Genomic DNA, 21,906 nt, shown 5'->3' with positions numbered 1-21,906 from the left:
TACCCTTCGACCCTCCATGGCCACCATGTGTAACGAGGGCTGAGCCTGTCACGCTTCAAGATCCACTTCAGGAAGGTCGATTTATTCGACCGAATGGGATCAAGGCCTACTGAATCCGAAAACTCGACGTAATACATGATCACATCTCTCAACTGCAGCGATAAGCGGCCTTTGTGTAACATTCGCCTATCATCATCAGTATAGTTTTCGGTCAATACCCTCATAAAATACGTTTTCGGTCTTCGGCGTGAGATAAGTCACATTAGCGGATTTTCTGAGATGTCATCTGATCAGCTCGCACCCACAGATGTGATCTTGACCAGGGTTAACGGGGTTTCCGGCGGTGCAGCATCACTGTGGGCTATCGCCCCGAGTAACCGGTAAGGCACTTTCCAATGGGTTGACCGCTCTTGTCATCTCGATCAACATCCACGGTGATCGTCCTCTTATTTGCTCTTTATCTGCTCGCTGACGCGTGACGGCCCCGGGTCTGGGGTCTGCGTCAGCGTGCCTGCGGAAGGGTTTGGGATGCGGGTTCGGCGCGTGCGATTTCGTCTGATGGCCCTGGTGATCGGGGTGGTGATGGCGGTTTTGATCTCCGGGATGGGGGTCCCCGACCGCCTGGTGCAACCAGCATCCGCAGCCGTTCCGACAGCGGATCCCGAGCCATCAGTGGACGGGCGCGCCGTACCGAAACCCAAGGTCGGCAAGGGGGCGGAAGACAACGCGCCGGTGGTGACACCGAAGCCTCCGGTATGGCCCAAAGCAGGCAGCGCCGAAGTTGAGGTGACATCCGCGCTGGCACGGGCCGGAGAGCTACCGGTCCGGGTGGGCGCGGTGGATGCCGGCGCCGAGGTCGGCACGGTGAAGGTGCAGACCTTGTCGGCCGAGGCGGTGCGCGAACTGGGCGGAGTCGGAGTGGCTGCCCGGTTCGAGCGGACCGATGGGACGACGGCGCAGGGGAAGGTGCGGGCGGAGTTCTCCTACGCCGGTTTCCGCGACGGGTTCGGCGGTAACTTCGCCGGCCGTCTGCAAATCCTGCGGCTGCCTGCCTGCGCGGTCCAAACCCCGCGCCCGCGCGAATGCGTGGTGCGCCCGCAGGTGGTGAAAGCGGCCAACGATGTGAAATCCGGGGTGCTGGTCGCCGAGGTGGAGATCGGCCAGAGCACACCGGCCAAGGTCCCCGCCGCGCTGAAGGGTGACGCCAAGGCCACCGCGAGGGCGGCGGCCGAGACCGCCGCGGCCAAACAGTTGGCCGAGGGGTCGGTGTACCTGATGGCCGCCGGGCTGACCGGCCCGGACGGCAACTTCGGCGCCACCGATCTCAAACCCTCGGGCACCTGGCAGGCCGGCACCTCCGGCGGCGGCTTCAGCTACGACTACCCGCTGCCTGAGCCGCCCTCACCGGCCGGCAACGGACCGGACCTGTCGCTGGGCTATGACGCCTCCTCCGTCGATGGCCAGGGCAACTGGACCAACAACCAGTCCAGCGCGGTCGGTGCGGGCTGGGAGTTGAACGCCGGGTTCATCGAGCGCCGCTTTCGCCGTTGCGTCGTGGATAACCAGTACGACTGGCAATCCAACCTGGTCTGGACGGCCACCGAGACCGGCAGTTTCGGTAAGGCGTTGTGCTGGGAATCTCCGGACGCCAACGACAACGACTCCTCCACTAACGACATGACGCAATCAGAGCTGGTGATCAACCTGGGTGGCCGTTCGGCGCAGATCGTCAAGGATCGGGTCTCGGGGCTGTGGAAGACGGTGCCCGACTTCGGCTGGAAGATCGAGCAGTTGTCCGGTGGCGCCGACAGCCAGGCGTACTGGAAGATCACCTCCGTCGGCGGGCAGGTCTCCCGGTTCGGCTTCCGCAAGGACGCCCAGTGGCAGGTGCCCTACGTCGGCAACGATTCGGGTGAGCCGTGTTTCGATCGCTACCTGGCTGATGCGATCCCGCCGACCTGTACCGGGGTGTGGCGCTGGAACCTGGACCAGGAGATCGACGCCGATGAGAACGTCATCGACTACACCTACGAGCGCGAGATCAACTACTTCTGCCTGCCCAGCTGTTTCCATGAGATCTACAAGGTGCTGCCCTATGACCGGGGTGGGTTCCTGGCCAAGGCCGAGTGGGGGCACAACACCCAGGTGGCCGGCAGCGTGCCGACCGCCCGTACCACGCTGAGCACCGTCGACCGAGGCACCGCCGACGTGCCGACCGACCTCAAGTGTGATGTCCAGGTGGGCTGCGCCAACGGGGCGCTGGCCTTCTACTCCACCCGCAGGCTGAACTCGGTGCTGACCGAGTCGCTGAACGCCGGCGGCGGCTGGGATCCGGTGGACCGCCTGGATCTGGGTTACACCTGGGTCTACACCCGCACCGACTTCGGCGCACCGTATGACCCGATGCTGTGGCTGGACACCGTGCAACACACCGGCCTGGCCGGAGGGGGCTCGGCCACGCTGCCGGCCACCGACTTCGACGCGGTGATGCTGGCCGGGAAGATGGTCTACGACGACGCCTCGGACTGGACGCAGTACCTGTCGTGGCGGATGGTGCCGCGGATCGGCGCGATCGCCAACGGGATGGGCGGCCGCGTCGAGGTCGCCTACGGCCAGGCCGACCCGTGCTCGGGCGGCAAGGGCCGCGACGGCACCAACTACCATGCCGACCACACCGGCGACTGCTACAAGATCGACATGAGCGAGAGCGGCAACGAGGCCTGGACGCTGTACTACAAGCAGCTGGTCACCAAGGTCACCGAAAAGGACACCGTCGCCGCCTCCCCGGACATGGTCAACAGCTACGAGTACCTGGGCGCGCCCGGCTGGGCCTCGCCGGTGGAATACTCCGAGCCGGGCCTTTCGCCGCCCTCGACCGACTGGCGCGGGTACGCCACCGTCCGCACCACCCAAGGCTCGGGCACCGACGTGGCCGGCTACACCGTCACCTCCGCCACCTTCCTGCGCGGCATGGGGACCACGGTCACCAACTTCGAGGGCAGCACGGTCAGCGACGTCCGCGCCCTGCAGGGCCGGGTGTTACAAGAGCAGAGCTGGAAGCTGACCTCGCTGAGCCCACGCGCCTTTACCGAGGCCGACGGAACGCGGTATGAGTACTCCCTCGTCGCGGCTGGCACCGGCCCGGGAGTGCATGACCCGGTCAAGGTGCTGACCACCCGCGAGCGCGGCCGCGAACTTCTCGCGAGCGGTTCGTGGCGCTACACCGACGAGAAGACCGCTTACAACGCTGATGGCCTGCCGAACAAGGTCAACGACTACGGCCAGGACGGCGTCACGACCGACAACTCGTGTGTGTCGATCACTTACGCCCGCAACACCGACTTGGGCCAGTGGATGATCGATTACCCATCGGTGACGGAGAAACGATCCGGGGACGACTGCACGGCCGGGACGCTGATCGGCAAGTCGATCGCGCTGTATGACGGCGGCACCGACCCGGCCACCAACAAACCCACCGACGGCAACATCACCGAGAGCCGCTCCTACGCCAACGCCAGCACTCTGTCGGTGGGCAAGGCGACCTATGACGACTACGGCCGCACCCTGACCAGCGTGGATCCACGTAACAAGACCACCAGCACCGTCTACAGCCCGGCTGTCGGCTGGCCACACGCCGGGGTCACCGTCACCAACGCCCTGGGCCACAGCGCCATCACCAAAGCCTCGCACCTGCACGGCGGGCCCCTGTCGGTCGTCGACGCCAACACCAGAAAGACCGAGATCGACTACGACGCCCTCGGCCGGTCCATCAGGGCCTGGGGACCCGCGCAACCGCGCAGCGGCGGCACGCCCACCGTGACCCTCGCCTATGAACTGACCGGCACCGCTCCGGCCAAGAGCACGGTCAATCGCCTGCTGTCAGGTACCGGCAGCGGTGCGAAATGGCTGACTTCGCACACCTTCGACGACGGGTTCGGCCGCCAGCGTGAATCCCAAGCTGTCTCCCCCGCCGGAGGCCGGATGGTGAATGTCACCACTTACGACGAGCGCGGCCTGGTCGCGGCCGTCTCGGATCCGGTGCACAACACCGGATCGGCCGGATCCGGGCTGCTGAATCCGGCGCTGACCAGCCTGCCACAGTGGTCCAAAACCCTCTACGACGGTCAGGAACGGCCGGTCGCGGCCGTCGACTACCACCTGGGCACCGAGTTGCGCCGCACCACCACCGCCTACCCCGGCGCCGACCGGACCGAAACGATTCCCCCAGTGGGAGCCAAGACCGTCAATGTGTTGGACGCCTTCGGCCAGGCGGTCAAGGTCGAGGAATGGGTGGACGCCGCCACCCATCACGACACCGCCTATGGCTACGACCTGGACGGCAACCTCACCACGATCACCGACGCCAAGGGCAAGATCCGCACCTTCACCTTCGATTGGCTGGGCCGGCGCACCGCCGCCACCGATCCCGACGCCGGCGCTTCCTCCTCTGGCTATGATGCAGCCGGAAACCCGATCTGGAACATCAACGGCAAGAACCAGAAGGTCTCCTACACCTACGACGACCTGGGACGGCGGGCCACCCAATGGTCCGGAGAGGTGAGTACCGGCACCAAGATCGCCGAATGGACCTACGACACCCCTGCCAAGGGCCATCCGACCGCAGCGATCCGCTACACCAGTGGCCAGGCCTACACCCAGACCGTCACCGGTTACGACGCCGACTACCGCGCGACCGGTTCCAAGGTGACCATCCCCGCCACCGAAGGACTGCTCGGCGGCGAGTACACCTTCACCTCGGGTTACGACGCCGCAGGAAACCTGATCGAGCAGAACCTGCCCGCCACCGGTGGGCTGGCGGCCGAGAAGCTCACCTTCGGCTATACCGACCTGGGCCTGCCTAAGACCCTCAGCTCCAACCACGGTGGCGGCTTCACCTACGTCAAGGACACCACCTACACCGCCACCGCCCGCCTGAACGACCGCGCCCACGGCGCTGCGGGGCAGGTCAAGCGCGCCCTGACCTGGGATGATGCCACCGGGCTTCTCAAGCGAGTCACCACCACTACCAAGGCCGACACCACTGTCCCGGTCACCGCGCAAAACGACGAGTTCTTCTATGACACCGCCGCTCAGATCACCCGGATCCTGGACGCCGCCTCCGCCGTCCCGAGCGGCACCATCGGCCAGTCTGAGTGCTACACCTACGACGCCCGCCGCCGCCTGAGCGCCGCGTTCACCACCACCGGCTCCTCCTGTGCGAGCCCCGCCGACGGCTTGGGCCCAGATCCCTACAGCCAGACCTACGGCTACGACACGGTCGGCAACATCACCACCCTGACCGAGGACGGCCAGGCCGCCACCTACACCTACCCCACCGGGACGGTGCGGCCGAACGCGGTCACCTCCATCACCCGGCCCGGCGGCACCGACACCTACAGCTACGACAACGCCGGGCAGATGACCGGCCGCACCGTCGCCAGCAAGAACGCCACCTTCGACTGGGATGAGCTCGGCCGGCTCACCCAGGCCGTCGTCGACGGCCAGCAGACCTCCATGGTCTACAACGCCGCCGGCGAACGCCTGATCCGCCGCGACCCCGGTGGCACGACCACCCTGTACCTGGGGGCGATGGAACTCACCCTGTCCGGCGGCGCGGTCAGCGCCAAGCGTTACTACGCCGCCGCCGACGGCTCCACCGTCGCCCTGCGCACCTCCACCGGTCTCACCTGGATGCTGTCGGGGCTGCACGGCAGCAACCAACTCGCCGTCAACGACACCACCGGCCAGATCAGCCGCGAGCGCTACACCCCCTTCGGTAAACGCCGCGGCGGCGATGACCTGCCCTTCACCGACCGCGGCTTCCTCGGCAAGACCGAGGATGCCTCCACCGGCCTGACTTACCTCTCGGCGCGCTACTACGACCCGGCCATCGCCAAATTCATCTCCACCGACCCCCTGCTGGACCTGCGCAACCCGCAGTTCACCAACCCCTACAGCTACGCCGGCAACAACCCCATCGGATTCTCCGATCCCGACGGCCAAGCCGCCTGCCGCCCCGGCGACTGTCCCACCAAGAGCGCCATGCAATACACCCAGGCGCACAACCAGAAGGACCCGAAGAAAAAGAAGAAGGCGCTAAAGGCCGCCTACGCCTCCGACCGCAAAGAAGCGGCGAAGGGTAAGACGCGTACGGCTTCCAAGCCGCGCAAGGCAGCCAAGCCTTGCATAGGGTTCGGTTGCCCGAACAACGGTAAAAAGATAACCGCACGCTTTGTTGGCGGCCCGTCTGTTTGGGACACACTCAAGTCCCGGTCCAAAGAGTATTTCGATTTCTTCTTCGGCGATCATGTCGGGTGCAGCCAAGGAGACGGAGCCGCTTGCGGTTGGGCCGCAGTAGGGCTACTGCCGTTCGGTAAAATAGGAAAGCTTTTCAGGAAAGGCAGCAAGACCGCCGAAGCCGGGGCGAAGAATGTCGCCAAGAACTGTAAAAGGCCGAGCAGCTTCGTGCCCGGCACCAAAGTTCTGATGGCCGACGGCTCCTACAAGGCGATCGAAAAGATCGAAATTGGCGACAAGGTCCTCGCGTCGGACCCGGAGACCGGCAAGACCGAGGCCAAGCCGGTAACCGCCCTGATCGGCAGCGCGGGCGAGAAGCGGCTCGTACAGGTCAGCGTAACCGCTGAAGACGGCAGGTCCGGCAAGACAGGGGCAGTTCTAGCGACTGACCAACACCCGTTCTGGGTCGAGTTCGAGCGCCGCTGGGTCGATGCCGATCAACTCAAGCCGGGCATGTGGCTCCGCACCGGCACGGGTACATTCACACAGGTCTCAGCCACCGAGACTCGACTCGCTCACAAGCAGCGTGTTCACAACCTCACCGTTGCCGGCATCCACACGTACTATGTGCTGGCGGGGGCGGCTCCAGTCCTCGTTCACAACAGCAACTGCAATCTCTTTGACGGGGATGGTTGGCAACACGTGTTGCATGAGCACGTAGATGGAAGTCCAGGAGTGACGCGAGGAAACACGACTTTCTCCAACTACATGGATCTGGATGAAATTGGAGAGTTGATTGAGGATGCTGCAAAAACGCCAGGGAGACGAAATACTCCCGATGGAGCCGGGCGCCCTCGGGACGGAACAATTCACACACACGATTTCGGCTACCCTGTTGGATCCAAAGGTGAAACTAGCATCGAAGTGATCCTCAATCCAGACGGATCTCTACGTACCGCCTATCCAAGGTGATGGCAATGGAACAACTTTCTCTGCATTGGAAGATGGTGCGGGCCGGCTCGGCCGATCTCGTTCTACGCTTTCCGCGAGAGACCATCGAAGTACACACCACATACATTGGAGATGGTCTCGGTTCTGTAGTGCAAGCGGCCATCGACCTCCGACTGGGGTCAAGCTCGGCAACAGCCTTCCTTCCTGCCGAGCCCGCGGGTACCTTCCTGTTCTTTACGGGAGCGGACGAAGAGGCGTACTTGCAGGTCGTCCAATTCACGGACATGGAATCAGAGTCCCGCCGCTGGAGCGGCGGCAGTCTGCGATGGCGCGGCCGGGTTGACGTCCGTGCATTTATTCGCAGCGTGGTGGTCATGGCTGACGACGTGCTGGTTCGGTGTGGCAGCACTGCCGCATATTCAAAGGCGTGGGGTGGAATCACCTTCCCGATTCGCGAACTAGAGACTCTCCGGCAAGGATCGTGATCCTTGTGCGCCCAGCAGCCAGATCTGAGAGAGGTCTCCGAGTGTGTGTTCTGAGAGAGTTTCGGCATGCAATTGACGCCGCGGTAGCGCTGCCCGGTTTCTAGATGTCGTGAGTGCAAATCCGAAGGCCCGTCAGGCAATTCCTGGCGAGCCTTCAGCGTGGCTTGACGCAGGGCATCTTCTGAGGGGCGGCACAGCATCCGGACGGGGATCACGAGACGAATAGCAAGCCTACGAAGTTCCACTCCACCCGTATGAACTGTAGGTGATCTACCCAAAAGGCGCAGGGAAAGATTACGCGGGATTCTCCATGGATGGCCCTGTGCGAGTTCTCGCGGGTGTGATGCTTGACTCTCGATAGCTTCGATCAAACGGGAGTTCCAATTCCGCCGATGAAGCCCCACCGACCTTGATCGGTGGGGCTTCTGGGGTGCTTGACGGCAACGTCAGCGGCCGGGGAAGACTGTTTTTCCGCGCGGCTGGGACACCGACAAGATCCTTGACAGTGTCATCGACGTGGCGACGAGTCCGAACAGCGTTAGGACGCAGCAGACAGGCCGAAATGGAGCCCTGTACACGAGGAACGGGGATCCGTCGCGGTGGAAGATAGAAGGAGTAGTGGACGGCGTGAACATCAGGGTCATTTATGAACCTGCAACGGATCGAATTGTGACCGGTTTCCCGTACCGGCCCTGATGGAGGCGAAATGGAAGCTGTTGAGTACGTCGCCAAGATCGAAGAACTGCTAGAGGGGTCGCCTATCACTGCATCTTCGGTCGCAGTCGATGTGCGCGACCTTCTGACGGCCGGAGAGTTCGCCCTAGCTTTCGACACCATGTGCTCATGGATTTACGAGGACGAGCTGTCGATTAACGAAGGATATTACGCGCAGCTCGTCCGACTGTCGGAGGATCTTGGATCTCGCGATCTAATCGCGCGAATGCGTGAGCTGGTAACAAGATAGCCGAGTGTGTTCCCGCCATTTCGAATGAGCCACGTCGTGATCGTCTGATGCGGGTCGAACCGGAGTGAGCAACCGCAAGTCTGAAGCCCCGCCAGGTGCGTCCTGGCGGGGCTTTTGCACCTAGCACGGCAGGCGCATTCGTTGTGTGAGCTGGGATGCCGCGCGACTGGTCGGTGTGATTTTCTGATGGGGTTCCCACACACACCGCCCTGCCGCTGCACCTGGCCTTTGCGACCAAGGGTGAACTGGCCATCGACCTGTTCCGCGAGGCCTTCGCCGACGGCGTGCGCCTGGACTTCGTGGCCGGTGACGAGGGCTACGGCGCCCAGGTCCGCCTCCACGACCTGAACATCCATTGGCCGGTCACGGTCAAAGCCCCAACTCCTGGCCGAGCGCGGCGAGATCATCTGCGGCGGTCCGCCGCTTCAGATCATCGCGCCGCTTGTACTCCATGAGATCTTCAGCGGTGATGCGATGGTGCTTTCCCACCATCCGGTAGGGGATGGCTCCGGACTCCAGCAATCCGATCAGGTAGGGACGGGACACGTTCAATATGTCCGCCGCCTGCTGGGTGGTCAGCTCGGCATGGGAAGGGATGACCGAGACACCGCGCCCCTCCGCGGCCTGGGTCAAGATGCAGGCGAGCAGGCTCACCGCCTCGCGCGGGAGGACCAGGGCGTCTTCGTGGCCGAGGTGCCGGCGACTTTACAGCGGAGCCGACTCGTTCTGCTGCCGCCCGCCCCGCCGACACCGCTTCCTTTGTGCCTTCCTCAACGTGCCGGCAATGGCTCGGCGGACACCGATCAGCCGGTGACTTCGGTGCCGCCGTGCAGGGTGGCGAGGTCGGCGGCGGCGCGGCCGGAGAGCCAGCCGTCGCGGTTGTAGGACGGGGCCACCGGGCGTGAGGTCAGCTGGGGGAACATCTCGTCGACCGCCTCGTCGACCGCCTGGTCGCGGGCGGCCAGCACGGGGAGCAGGTCCGTGCCCGAGCTCTCGGCGGCCTCGCGCACCGCCTCCCCGGTGGCCTCGGCCAGGCGCTCGCCGATCCGCTGGGCGTAGGAGGTGAGGAACGACTGCCGGAAGGAACGGGTGGTGGAGCGGCCATGGCCGTCGCGGCGGGAACCGGCGTGCACCATGGCGGTGGTGGCCTGCACCAACAGCGAGGTGAACAGCAGCTCCACCGCGTCCAGATCGGCGGAGAAGCCGAGCACGGTGGAGAAGCCGAAGTCACTGCTCCATACGGCGCGGCAGCGGTTGGCCGCGGCCACCGTGTCGACCAGCACCGCCTTGGGCCCCTCGTAGGGGGCCTCGACGCCGATCCGGCGGCCCGCGGGCTGGTCGGTGGCGCTTTGGCCGTGTGCTGCGGCGGCCAGCAGTGCCGCATCGATGCTGTGCTTGGCCATCAGCCGCTGCGCCGCCGCGGTGAAGGTCTCGGCCTCGGCGGGGAACTCCGTCGACTCGGCCTTGGCCAGCAGTGCCCTGACCCGGGTCAGCATGCGCTCGTCGACCGCTGGACCGCGTCGCAGGGTGGCGTGCCGGGCGGTGCCCGGCGGCGCGATCAGCCGCTCCAGCCGGGGGAGGGTGGCCAACAGGCAGACCAGCTGGAGCAGGAGGGTGACCAGGGCGGCCCGGTCCAAGCGTTCGCGCTCGCCGCGTGCCCGTGAGTAGTCGTCGCCTTCCCACCAGACCTTCGCCTCCAGCGCCGACAGCTGGCCGTGCCATTGGGGGTCGACGGTGACCGCGGCATACTTCTGTGCCTCGTCGGCGATCGCGTCGGCCAACAGCCGCACGTGCCGGGCGCCGAACTCCTTGCGGGCCATCCGCGCGACGTCGGCGGGCTGCCAGCCCCGCTGCCAGAGGTCGGCCAGTTCGTGCCGGAGCGTGGCGGTCAGCGTGCGGTCGGCGACGCGCCGCCATCCGCTGACCCCGGGCCGCTCGACCAGCGCCGCCGCGCTCCGTTCGAACCCGTCGGTGTCGCCGTCCAACCGGGCGTGCACCGCCTGCGACACCAGCTGCTCGGCGAGCACGGCGGGGCTGAGCGACCAGGACTGGTCAAACGGCGAGAACCCGGCCTTGCCGGGGAAGCCGAACGCCGAGAAGTCGTGCGGCCCGGCCCCGTGGGGAGCCCCTGCGTCCCTGGGCTGCCGCCGCTTGCGCTCCTTCTCCTTGGCTTTGCGCCGTTCCCGGTTGGCCTTGCCCATCGTCGGCTGCTCCTTGTTTCCGCTCGCTGGAAATCCGCGTCGTTCCGGGTTGCCCGCGACGCCGGTGAACCGATCACGGTCACGTGGATCGCCGATCGCGCTCGGGCCAACCCGAGCCATGATGGCACCGACACCGCTGCTCAGACTGCCATCCGCCGTGTTCGGCTGAGGTCGTGTTCGAGGGCTTCGCCGGTGTCACCGTGGTCGACGCGGTGGCGATTCGGCACGGAACCGACTCGTTCCGCTGCCACCCGCCCCGCCCGCTCTCACCGGTACGGCGGGAACGCGGCCAGTCCTGCCGACATGGATGATCGAGGCGGAAGCGTGTGGTCAGCGGTCCGGTTGCTGGAGGCGCCGGATCTGGAGGCGCAGCTCTCGTTCGCGGTGCTCGCGTTGTTGCTCGCGGCGTAGTTCCGATTCGTCGGCGCTCTCGCGGTCCCAGCGCGCCCGGGTCCGCCGGATCTCGTACAGGGCGACGCGGGACAGCCAGATGATGCCGATCACGACGGCCATGAGGATGGTGACGTGACCGGCGAGGAACAGCACGAAACCGGCGACGAAATATATCCAGTACGCGGTCTTGACGGCGGTTTCTATCGTGTCGATGTGCTTTTCGAACAGCGTCATGCGTTACTCCGATGGTGGTGGGTGGAGTAGCCGCTCCGGCATGAGAGGGAATGACCGAAATACCAGTTCCGTCCGCTCACGGGGTCATAGACCTACTGGCGGAAGCGCGATACCGGTCGAGTACGGGACTTGCCGACTTAGACGATCAATACCTAACCTGGTATGCGACTTTCTCCTTCATCACGGGGTCACGAAAAGGGCGGGGGTGGCGTGGCCGAGCGGATGGTGCCCAGTCCCCGGCACGAACGGCTGAGGCAATTGCTCGTCGAAGCCGAATACAGGGCAAATGAGGTGCGGCAGGCATACCAGCGCGCCTCCTCGGCGATGCGGTCGGGACAGGTGTGGACGGGGCCGACGGCCACCACGTGGACCACCGAGCTGGAAGACCGGCACCAACGGCTGGGGCGGCTCGCTCAGAGCGTGGTGGACGCGGTCGAGGAGGAGTTGCGCCGTTCCCCTCCGCTGGTGACCGAGGCCGAGGCGAACGCCATGCGCCGGGAGATGGCCGGACGTACGTGACCGTCATGACCATGAGGGGGACCGTTCCATGCCATCGACCGGCGAGTTCTGCGGCATCGACCCCGAGCAGATGGGGCAGCTCGCCACCTCCCTGCGCGGCGCCGCCGACCGGCTGACCGCTTTCAGCCGGGAATTCGAGGGCAAGCTCCGCCAGCACGGGGTCGACACTCCCGCGCTCCGGGAGATCACCGACATCGCGGACTGGGGCGGGAGGCAGGTCTCCATGCTCCACGGCCGGATCGACCTGATCAAAGCCCTGGGCGACGGCGCCCCCGAGCTGGGCGGAGTGGGTGGCGCGGTCTCCCTGGCAGCGGGCGGGCAGGGGCTCATCCGGCTCCCCGACGAGCTGAAGGACTACGACCTCGCCCAGGGCCTGGCCAGGATGTATGGCGACGACATCCTGGTGAACTTCCACAGCGACCTGCAGGCCAAGCTCATCCACGAGCACATCGACGACGTCGCCAAAATCGCCGAAAACCCCCAGGCCGCCGCCGCCTTCTTCGCCCTGCTCTCCCCCAAGGTCCGCGACGCGCTGCCCAGCATCATCGCGGCCAGCGGCAGCAAGACCGCCAAGAAGGACCTGGCCACCTTCAGCAAGGCCCTCGGCGCGGCCCTGAACGCCCCCACCCTCGTCCCGGCCTTCGCCAAGGTCAGGGACGACCTGGTCAAACCGGTCGACGGCAATATCGTCGCGTGGAACCGGCTCGCGCTGCTCAAGGGCGCGAACGCCCCCTCGTCCATCCGCAGCGCGGCGGCCCGCGCGCTGGTCCTGGACGAATTCGCGAAGAGACCCGGGCAGGAGTGGCGTGCCGGATCCCTGGGCGGCAAGAAGTACGACCTGCCTGACGACCTGGTCGCCATGGGCCTGGAGGTGCTCGACGGAGACGGCGCGGCGGTGCGGGACGCCTTCGCCAAGATGGGCGGGACGGACGTCAAGCTCAGCCAGGTCGACAAGATGAAGCTGTTTCTCGACTACGCCAAGGGCGTGGGCACCGGGGACGAGGTAGCCGACGCCTTCGGCCGGGCGATGGAGGCGGGCACCGAGGCCAAGACCGAAAAGGCCGGCCAGCACAGCCCGGAGGCCGCCACCTTCGCCCTGGACCTGATAAAAGTCGCGGGCACCTTCGGTGCCGACCTGCCCTGGCCCGCCAAGGATTCCATGGGCGTGGTCGCGAATTCGTATGTCCATGAGATGGTCTCGGGCGGACGCTTCGACAGGGCCGCCGACCGTTCCTCCGGCATGCAGATCCCCCAACATTGGGAAGCCCTCCCCGGGGTGACCCCCGCGTTCTACCTCAGTCCCAGTGACACTTCTCAATTCATGAAAACCTTCGTTGGAGAGGATAAGGTCGCTGACTCGTTCGACTCGACGGTGGCGAAGTTCCGCTATGACGCCTTGCTGAGCGCTGCGAGACTGGACGCACAGGGCAACACTGATTACTTCCGTGACATTTCATTGATGTTCGGTGATTTCGGCAGCGTCGCATTCAAGACGGCAAAAGACGTGCTCGGCGAAGAAGACGCCATCTCCGATATGACCCGAGATATCACCAAAAATACCGTCGGTTTGATGCTCGGCGGGGCTAGCTTCACGAAGCCTGTATTCGAAGTTGGCTGGGAGTTCACCCAGGCTTATATCGTCAGCACCGCATCGGATAAGTGGGCCGACAGTTTCGAGACACAGGTCCAAGCGGCCACAGAGACCCGGGCCGACCTGGCCAGACGCATGAAGTACGAAATGGCGTACCTTCTCCACAGTGGCGGCTATCCGGCGAGTGAACCTCCCAGTGAACTCCTCAGCGCGGCCACCGGAAATCTCAAAACATATGACGAACTCGTGGCCGAGGCTAGGCGCGAGGCCGTCGGCGACAAGAAGTGGGAACAGGTACTTCAAACAAAGCTGGATGCCTACGATGGCTGGATGGACGATAACGCAAGCCTTGACAAAAAGGTCGAGCATTCCTCACGATTCCAAACCAGCGACCTGGCCGAGAATCTATTGAAGACCCCGAACTGAAATGGGAAGATCTCTTACCGTGGAAGACAAGCGGTCTGTGCGTGCAGTCGCCAGGTAGGCGCTTCCGGAGCCACATAAACGTTAACCATCACTCCCACCTCCTTGCTGCCATAGATAAACCGCCCCTCCGGCGCATCTACCTGGCTGATGTCATACTCCACCTTGTAGCCCAAGATTCGGGAAAGCGTGTTCTCCATAACCCTTTGGGCTTTATCTAGGCGGGAATCCAGTGATTCGTCGACGCGTTCCTCGTCGGCCGTTGCCCGCAATACTCGCTTGACCTTCTCTTCCCCACAGGGAAGATCCTTGTCCGGACGCTGTACGATTCGCAAATTCATGAGCGGGTTCTTGAAGACATCGTCGGTTTCCAGTCGCTGCATGTCTTTCTGTAACTCCGCTGCCGCATCCTTCAAGGATGGCCCGGAAGCACATCCTGCGGTCACCATCACCAGCGCCAGACCAACGGCGAGTAACCGGGTGGAGCGCATTTAGGACCTCCGGGGGTGGTGGGCGCCGGGACGTATCAATCTTTACCCACTCGGCACGCGTTCGCCACACCCTTTCCATACTCGTTTGTCAGGCAAGGGGAGTTGCCAGGTCACGCCGACCGTTGTCGTCAGCCAGGGCAGGAGCATGTACTCGCGGGTTGAAGCCGTGATCCGATCGGCCGGCGGCTCGCTCGTCGTCATGATTCGCCTTTCGAATGCTTTCCGATGCTCGCGAGGGAGACCCAAAATAGGGTTATCTCATTCATATCCAACCTGATTCGCCTCCGGCCGGGGAAGTGATTTACCGCTTTCTCGTCAACACTTTCACGGAGAAGATTCCTGTGCCTAGAATGCCTTATCGGTAGTCGACCGACTACTGGATAGGCAACCCAGGATAGAGCGGACCATGACAGCCGCTGGTTTATCTGGACTGGATTCGATATCACCAGCCGACCATTAAGTCCGTTTTTTCCAATTCGGGAGGAAATGCAATGGATGAGGTGCTGCCCCTCGACCCCGGATCCCCTCGCGTGCGGTTCGGCGCCGAGATGCGTCGACTGCGGGAGGCCGCGCAGCTCTCGCAGTCCTCCGTAGCCCGGCGACTCGGCTGCACCCAGACTCAGATAAGCCGCCTGGAGGGAGCTACCCGCACACCGTCGAAGTCCGACGCGGAGAAGCTGGACGAGCTCTTCAAGACCGCTGACGGCAACGCCTTCACTCGCCTCCGTCAGCGCATCCTGACCCAGCCCGGTGGCCCGATCTGGTTCCAGAGCTGGGTCGAGGAGATCGAGCCGACCGCCCTCGTCCTACGTTCTTGGGATCCCCTCCTCGTTCCCGGCCTTCTCCAGACAGAGTCCTATGCCCGCCACGTTCTCAGCCAAGAACCCCGAATGACCTCTCAGGAAGTAGAGGAACGCATTGAGGCCCGGGTTCAACGTCGCTCCATCCTGGAGCGGGACGACCCGCCCCTGTTCCTGACTCTCATCGACGCCAATGTGGTGCGCCGTCCGGTTGGGGATTCTGAGGTTATGCGCGGTCAGCTCGACTACCTACTGGAGGTTGGCCAGAATCCCGCTGTTTCTATCCAGCTTGTCGATCAGAGATGCCTACCAGGACTCCTGGGAGCTTTTATGATCGCCGAGCTTCCGGACGGGCAGCCAGATGCCATCCATGCCGACTCATCGGCGGAAGGGCATGTCTCGACTGATTCCAGTCTTGTGGCCTCAATATGGAACCGATATGAGGCGATACGGCGATGGGCTTATCCTGATCACATGTCCCTCAAAATGATCGAGGATGTGAGGCGGGAATGGACCTGAGTGCCGCTATGTGGCAGAAGTCATCACGTTCCGGATCGAACGGTGGTCAGTGTGTCGAGGTGGCCTCCAACCTGGCCGGGGTGGTCGCCGTTCGCGACAGCAAGAACCCCGGTGGCCCCAAGCTGCTCTTCGCCCCCGCCGAGTGGAAGTCGTTCATCGGCGGCGTCAAGACCGGCGAGTTCGACACTCTGACCTGACCTTTCATCCCTTCGGCTCGTCGATCGCCACGCCTCCAGGCCAGTCCTAGGTCCATGGTCCGATGCGGCGGGCGCAGGATGGGACGTAACGTCGGCCTCTCGTCCGCAGAGAGGTAATCCAATGACGTTTCTGGTGACCGGGGCGACAGGCAAGGTCGGTCGGCACGTGGTCGGACACCTGCTCCGCGCGGGTCGGAGGGTGCGTGCGCTCACCAGGGATCCGGCCGGGGCCGGCCTGCCGGAGTCCGTAGAGGTGGTGCGGGGCGATCTCACCGATCCCGGCACGCTGGGGCCGGCCTTCGATGGTGTCGAGGGCGTGCATCTGCTGACCGCGGCCGGAGACGACTACGCCACGCTGCGGACCGGACCGGAGTTGGCCGGGCTGGCGGAGAAGGCCGGAGTGCGGCGGGTCACACTGCTGTGGAACGGCCAGGTGGGTCCGGTGGAGGAGGCCTTCGCGGCGAGCGGTGTCGAGTGGACCGGGCTGCAGGCGGTCGACTTCATGAGCAACACGCTGGCCTGGGCGTCGGCCATCAGGGCGGAGGGCGAGGTACGCGAGCCGTTCGCCGACGTTCCGGGCGGGGTCGTGGACGAGGCGGACGTCGGCGCCGTTTCGGCGGCGGTGCTCGTACGTGGCGGCCACGCGGGGAGGACATATGTGCTCACGGGGCCTCAGACGCTCAGCCGGCGTCAGCGCCTGGCCGCGATCGCGGAGGCGACAGGCCGTCCGCTCCGCCTCGTCGAGCTCACCGAGGAGCAGGCGCGCCGGCGCTGGCGGCAGGCGGGACACGGTGAGGAGCTCATCGAGCTGCTCGTCTCCTGGCAGCGCAACCCGCCGCCCGAGTCCACCTCCGTCTCGCCCGCGGTGCGTGAGATCACCGGTCGCGAGCCGCGTTCGTTCGCGGAGTGGGCCGCCGAGCACGCCGCCCACTTCGGCGCGGAGGCCGCGGAGGCTGCGGAGGCCGCGAAAGCCCCGGAGGTCTCGGAGACCGTGAAGGCCCCGGAGGTCTCGGAGACCGTGAAGGCCCCGGAGTCCCCGGAGGCGTAGGACCTGGATCTGGACCTCCGTGCCGAAGTGGGTCGTGTCAGTGAGCCACTTCGAGTGACATGTATCAGTGAGCCGTTTCGAGCAGGTCCTAGATCCAGCCGCGCCGGGTGGCCTCCATCGCGACCTGGAACCGGGTCTGCGCCCCCACCCGCTGCATCAGCTTGGTGACGTGCCGCTGCACGGTGCGCTCGCTCCATCCCAGGGCCCGGCTGGCGGCCTTGTCGGTCGCTCCCGAGGCCAGCAGCGTGAGCAGTCTCGCCTCCTCCTCGGACAGCACCTCCGCGTCGGGTGAGTTCAGCTGGACCGGGACGCTGCGTGTCCACGTCGTCTCGAAGAGGGCCACCAGCGCGTCCAGGAGCGGGGAGGGGTGGATCACGTAGGACGCCGCGATCATGTCGTCCACCGGCCGGAGCAGCGGGATGATGGCGAGCCGGTCGTCGGAGATGGCCAGTTTCATCGGCAGGTCCGCGGCGATCCTGGCCTGTTCCCCGTGCCGCATCCCGGCCGTGACGTCGTCCAGCCAGCCGGGAAGCGCGAGCGCGCTCCTGTCGTAGATGACCCGGTACTTCACCCCTCGCTTCAGCAGGGCGAGTTCCACGTGGTTCGGCTCCGTGTGCGCCTGCGGGGCGGCGTAGGGCGGGCGGTCGAACCCCCGCATCTGGGTCCGGGTGTTCTGCTGCATCTGCACCCAGTGGTGGTTGACCTCGTCACGTCCCGAGACGATCTCGATCAGATCGCCCGGATGGGCGAACCGGGTGCCCGCGCGGTACATCTTGACCAGCGTCCCGATGTGCAGGCGGACGTCGCGCAGCCCGGCCTCGCGCTCGCGCAGCACGGCCTCCAGCCCGCTGTCCGGTGAGACGGCGACATAGCGGACGGGGCGTCCCGTGGAACGGGTGGCCAGGCCGAGGTCGACGAGCGAGCGCAACGTCCGTCTGGCGGCTGACACCGGGATGTGACAGTCATGGACGAGTTCGGAGACCGTCGCCTGAGTCCTACGGACGAGTGCGTCGTACACCGCCTCGTCCTGCCGGCTCAACCCGATCGCCTCAAGCATCACACTCTCCTTGCCTGTACGGTGAGCTCCGGCACCGGGAACAGCCCGCCACCTCGCCTGTCGTGTTTACGTCACCTGACAGGAACTCGCCTCTGACCCAGCTTGTCAGGGGATGACAGCTGATGCCAGCGTTCAGGAGCATCACAGCGCGCACCTGAACGAAGGAGTCCCTCCATGTCGCTGTCCGCCCTGCGCTCTCGCGGGCAACGCCTGTCACTCGCCGCACTCCTCGTCCTGGGATCACTCGCCACGGCCCTGCCGGCGGCCCCGGCCATGGCACAGCAGCCCTCGGCGGAGAAGCCTCCCGCCGAGCCGGCCCGGCGAGGAAAGATCGCCCCTGAGCTGCTCGACCGGACGAGGACCGCCGGCGCGCGTGCCGACGACCGCGTCGAGGCGGTCGTCGTTCTCGGCGCGAGCGCCGGCCTCCGGTCGTCGGCCCCCTCGCCGGGCGAGGCGCGGAAGGCCCTGACCGAGACGGCCGACGCCGTGCAGGCCCCCGTCGTCCGGCTGGTCGAGTCCCACGGGGACCAGGTGCTCAACACGTTCTGGATCAAGAACATGGTCCTCGTCCGGGCCAGGCCCGCCACCCTGGAGGCGCTGGCCGCGCTCGCCCTGGTGGACCGGATCATCCCCAACTTCGAGCTCAAGGCCCCGCCCGCGCCGCGCAGCGCCGCGAAGGCCAAGGAAGGGGAATCGGCCTGGGGCATCGAGAAGATCGGCGCCGACCGGGTGCGAAAGGAGCGCGGGCTCACCGGTGACGGCGTGCGCGTCGCGGTCCTCGACACCGGTGTCGACATCGCCCACCCCGACCTCACCGGCAAGCTCGTCACCGACGACGCGTCGAACCCGTCCTACCCGGGTGGCTGGATCGAGTTCGGCCCGGACGGCAGGCCGGTGCCCTCCTCACCCCACGACAGCAGCTACCACGGCACGCACGTGGCGGGCACGATCGCCGGCGGGAACGCGTCGGGCACGCAGATCGGTGTCGCGCCCGGCGCCGAGCTGATGGCGGGCCTGGTCATCCCCGGCGGTAGCGGAACGCTCGCCCAGGTGATCGCCGGCATGCAGTGGGCGATCGCGCCGTACGCCGCCGACGGCACCCCCGCGGGCAAGCCCGCCGACGTCGTCAGCATGTCGCTGGGCGCGGAGGGCTACGCCGACGAGATGGTCGAACCCGCCAGGAACATCTACCTGGCCGGCGCCTTCCCGTCCTTCGCCATCGGCAACGAGTGCCTCGAAGGAGGGTCGGGCAGCCCCGGCAACGTCTACGAGGCCGTGTCCGTCGGCGCCACCGACGCGGGCGACGACGTACCGGAGTTCTCCTGCGGCGGGGTGGTCCGCAGGACCGACTGGGTCGACGCGCCCGCCGAGTGGCCCGAGTCGTACGTCGTCCCGGACATCTCGGCACCCGGCGTGGACGTGCTCTCGGCCCTGCCGGACGGCGAGTACGGATCGCTGAGCGGCACCTCGATGGCGACCCCGCACGTCTCCGGCACGGTCGCGCTGATGCTCCAGGCCCGCCGCGACCTCGGCGTCGACGAGACGCTGGGCATCCTGGCCGGTACGTCCTTCTTCGACGGCCGCTACGGCGAGCGCCCGAACCCGCGCTTCGGCGCCGGACGGATCGACGCGTACGCCGCCGTCGCGGAGGCGGCTCTCGCGAGCGGCGTCCGGGGCGTCGTCACCGACGAGAAGACGCGCAAGCCGCTCGCCGGTGTGACGGTCACCCGGACGGACACCGGCCGGACCGTCGAGACCGACGAGCAGGGGCGGTTCGAGATGCGGCTCGGTGCCGGGTCGTACGACCTCACGCTGTCCAGGTTCGGCTACCGGCAGGAGACGGCCGGGGTCCGCGTCACGGCGGACCGCTTCTCCGACGTCCGCGTCGCGCTTGACCGGACCCGCTGGGGGAGGATCTCGGGGCAGGTGAGCTACGGCCCGACCGGCTCGACGGTGCCGGGCGCGACGGTCACGGTGCTCGGCGTGCCCGACAGCCTCGTGGCGACGACGGACCTCAACGGCCGGTACACGATCGACGACGTGCCCGAGGGCGACTACCAGGTCGTCGCGGCGGCTCCCGACGTGTCGAGGTCGGAGCCCGCGAAGGTCGCCGTACGCGGGACGAAGCCCGCGCGGGCCGACTTCGCCCTCCCCCGGCCCCTGGCCACCGAGCGCGTCTCGGTGACCTCGGACGGCCGCCAGGGCAACGGTGAGGCGTGGTGGCCGAAGATGAGCGCGGACGGCAAGGTGGTGACGTTCGCCAGCCCGGGGTCCGGCTTCGTCACCGACGACACCAACAACGACCTCGACATCTTCGTGACCGATCTGCGTACCCGGGCGGTCGAGCGGGTCTCGGTGGCCTCCGACGGCGCCCAGAGCGACGGATTCTCGCTGAGCCCGACCCTCAGCGCGGACGGGCGCCTCGTCGGGTTCGGCAGCGGGGCCACCAACCTCGTGGCCGGGGACACCAACGGGCAGACCGACGCCTTCGCCCACGACCGGAATACAGGGAAGACCGAGCGGGTCTCGGTGGCCTCCGACGGCGGCCAGAGTGACGGGCTCTCCTCGTCACCCTCGTTCAGCGCCGACGGCCGCTTCGCCGTCTTCAACAGCGACGCCACCAACCTCGTGCCCGGGGACGTCAACGGCCGGACCGACGTCTTCGTCCGCGACCGGACCACCGGCAAGACCGAGCTCGTCTCGGTCGGGACCGGCGGCGCCACGGGCGACGGGAACTCGCGCGAGCAGTCGATCAGCGCCGACGGCCGCTTCGTCGCCTTCGAGAGCCAGGCCACCGACCTCGTACCGGGAGACACCAACGGGCACGGCGACGTCTTCGTCCGCGACCGGCAGACCGGGAAGACCGAGCTGATCCCCGCGCCGGAGGCGAGGGAGGCGAGCAGCCCGTCGATCAGCGCCGACGGGCGGATGGTGGTCTATATCGCCAGTGGCGGGATGGAGGGATACCAGATCTTCGTCCACGACCGGCAGACCGGCACGAGGAAGCTCGCGTCGGCGGCGTCCGACGGGACCATGGCCGATGACTGGTCCTTCGCCCCGTCGCTGAGCGCCGACGGGCAGAGCGTGGCGTTCTACACCTACGCCACCAACCTCGCCGCCGGTGACACCAACGGGCGGACGGACGTGTACGTGCGCGACCTCAAGGCGGGCACCACCACGCGGGTCTCCGCGGGTCCCAAGGACGTCGAGGGTGACGGCTCGGCCGGCATACCGTCGATCAGCGGGGACGGGCGGTACGTCGCCTTCGAGAGCGACTCCGCCAACCTCGTCGGTGACGACACCAACCGCAAGTCCGACATCTTCGTCCACGACCGGACTCCGGGTCCCGAGCCCCGCTTCGCCCTGGCCGGCCTCGACGTCAGCCCGGACCACACCCGCCCCGGCCGCCCGGTGCGGATCACCGCGTGGGTGAAGAACGTGGGAGAGAGGGCGGGCGGGTACGACGCCGTCCTGCGGGTCGACGGCGAGGTCGAACGGCGGCAGACCGTCCAGGTCCGCGCCGACAGGGCGGTGCGGCTCTCGTTCGACGCGCGCCGGAGCGACGAGGGGACGTACACCGTGGAACTGGGCCCGCTCACCGGCCGGTTCGTGGTGGCGGGCCGCTGACGGACTGTGAACGGCCACTGACCGGACGCGGGTGACACCGCTCCTCCATGTGACCTCGCCCCCGGCCGGGGGCGGGGCCCCCGCCCCCCACCCGCCGGGGGCGGGGATTACCACCCCGGGCAGAGGGATATAACACCCGGAAAAAGGGTTGTGGCGATAGGAAGGGCGT

Annotated in this window: 14 protein-coding genes and 1 pseudogene; 10 read left to right on the top strand and 5 right to left on the bottom strand. The window is 66.2% G+C overall.

What is annotated here, in order from left to right; genetic code table 11:
- Window positions 1–558 precede the first annotated feature (558 nt).
- The 4 genes and pseudogenes from AB0G15_RS39620 (at window position 559) to AB0G15_RS39605 (ending at window position 8,637) form a co-directional block, all read left to right on the top strand.
- The gene (locus AB0G15_RS39620) at window positions 559–7,209 is read left to right on the top strand and encodes a polymorphic toxin-type HINT domain-containing protein (protein WP_362850462.1); all 6,651 of its coding nucleotides are present in this window, start codon (window positions 559–561) and stop codon (window positions 7,207–7,209) included.
- A gap of 5 nt (window positions 7,210–7,214) precedes the next feature.
- Window positions 7,215–7,673: a hypothetical protein gene (locus AB0G15_RS39615; RefSeq protein ID WP_362850460.1), complete on the top strand. Its 459-nt coding sequence runs from the start codon at window positions 7,215–7,217 to the stop codon at window positions 7,671–7,673.
- Between the two features lie 459 nt (window positions 7,674–8,132).
- A pseudogene (locus AB0G15_RS39610) lies at window positions 8,133–8,369 on the top strand (EndoU domain-containing protein); the annotation flags it as partial.
- 10 nt (window positions 8,370–8,379) lie between these two features.
- Window positions 8,380–8,637 (top strand): MafI family immunity protein, encoded by a 258-nt coding sequence (locus AB0G15_RS39605; RefSeq protein ID WP_362850458.1) that lies wholly within the window; start codon window positions 8,380–8,382, stop codon window positions 8,635–8,637.
- 369 nt (window positions 8,638–9,006) lie between these two features.
- On the opposite strand, the gene AB0G15_RS39600 is transcribed toward AB0G15_RS39605, so the two are convergent.
- The 3 genes from AB0G15_RS39600 to AB0G15_RS39590 form a co-directional block, all read right to left on the bottom strand.
- Window positions 9,007–9,291 carry a helix-turn-helix domain-containing protein gene (locus AB0G15_RS39600; RefSeq protein WP_362850456.1) on the bottom strand — a complete coding sequence of 95 codons (285 nt, stop codon included), beginning with the start codon at window positions 9,289–9,291 and terminating at the stop codon, window positions 9,007–9,009.
- Between the two features lie 149 nt (window positions 9,292–9,440).
- The gene (locus tag AB0G15_RS39595) at window positions 9,441–10,838 is read right to left on the bottom strand and encodes a DUF2786 domain-containing protein (protein WP_362850454.1); all 1,398 of its coding nucleotides are present in this window, start codon (window positions 10,836–10,838) and stop codon (window positions 9,441–9,443) included.
- Window positions 10,839–11,168: 330 nt separating this feature from the next.
- Entirely contained in the window at window positions 11,169–11,465 is a 297-nt protein-coding gene (locus tag AB0G15_RS39590) for a hypothetical protein (RefSeq protein WP_362850453.1), read from the bottom strand.
- A gap of 291 nt (window positions 11,466–11,756) precedes the next feature.
- Between AB0G15_RS39590 and AB0G15_RS39585 the strand changes: the two genes are divergently transcribed.
- Complete coding sequence (locus AB0G15_RS39585; protein WP_362850451.1) at window positions 11,757–11,984, top strand: hypothetical protein; 228 nt, start codon at window positions 11,757–11,759, stop codon at window positions 11,982–11,984.
- Window positions 11,985–12,012: 28 nt separating this feature from the next.
- Window positions 12,013–14,001, top strand: coding sequence for a hypothetical protein (locus AB0G15_RS39580; RefSeq protein WP_362850450.1), 1,989 nt, complete (start codon window positions 12,013–12,015; stop codon window positions 13,999–14,001).
- 14 nt (window positions 14,002–14,015) lie between these two features.
- Here AB0G15_RS39580 and AB0G15_RS39575 read toward each other — a convergent pair whose 3' ends face one another.
- Window positions 14,016–14,489: a hypothetical protein gene (locus AB0G15_RS39575; protein WP_362850448.1), complete on the bottom strand. Its 474-nt coding sequence runs from the start codon at window positions 14,487–14,489 to the stop codon at window positions 14,016–14,018.
- Window positions 14,490–14,980: 491 nt separating this feature from the next.
- Here AB0G15_RS39575 and AB0G15_RS39570 point away from each other — a divergent pair, with 491 nt between their 5' ends.
- The 3 genes from AB0G15_RS39570 (at window position 14,981) to AB0G15_RS39560 (ending at window position 17,053) form a co-directional block, all read left to right on the top strand.
- The gene (locus tag AB0G15_RS39570; protein ID WP_362850447.1) at window positions 14,981–15,808 is read left to right on the top strand and encodes a helix-turn-helix transcriptional regulator; all 828 of its coding nucleotides are present in this window, start codon (window positions 14,981–14,983) and stop codon (window positions 15,806–15,808) included.
- The gene (locus AB0G15_RS39565) at window positions 15,799–16,005 is read left to right on the top strand and encodes a DUF397 domain-containing protein (RefSeq protein WP_362850445.1); all 207 of its coding nucleotides are present in this window, start codon (window positions 15,799–15,801) and stop codon (window positions 16,003–16,005) included. The genes AB0G15_RS39570 and AB0G15_RS39565 overlap by 10 nt, the downstream gene beginning before the upstream one ends.
- 121 nt (window positions 16,006–16,126) lie before the next feature.
- Complete coding sequence (locus AB0G15_RS39560; RefSeq protein WP_362850443.1) at window positions 16,127–17,053, top strand: NmrA family NAD(P)-binding protein; 927 nt, start codon at window positions 16,127–16,129, stop codon at window positions 17,051–17,053.
- 88 nt (window positions 17,054–17,141) lie between these two features.
- On the opposite strand, the gene AB0G15_RS39555 is transcribed toward AB0G15_RS39560, so the two are convergent.
- Window positions 17,142–18,110, bottom strand: a complete 969-nt coding sequence (locus AB0G15_RS39555) for a helix-turn-helix domain-containing protein (RefSeq protein WP_362850442.1) — start codon at window positions 18,108–18,110, stop codon at window positions 17,142–17,144.
- Between the two features lie 174 nt (window positions 18,111–18,284).
- Here AB0G15_RS39555 and AB0G15_RS39550 point away from each other — a divergent pair, with 174 nt between their 5' ends.
- Window positions 18,285–21,737: a S8 family serine peptidase gene (locus AB0G15_RS39550; RefSeq protein WP_362850440.1), complete on the top strand. Its 3,453-nt coding sequence runs from the start codon at window positions 18,285–18,287 to the stop codon at window positions 21,735–21,737.
- The last annotated feature ends 169 nt before the right edge of the window (window positions 21,738–21,906 follow it).

It is taken from the genome of Streptosporangium sp. NPDC023825, from assembly GCF_040639575.1.
Lineage (GTDB): Bacteria > Actinomycetota > Actinomycetes > Streptosporangiales > Streptosporangiaceae > Streptosporangium.
This window is presented reverse-complemented; position numbering and strand designations above follow the sequence as displayed.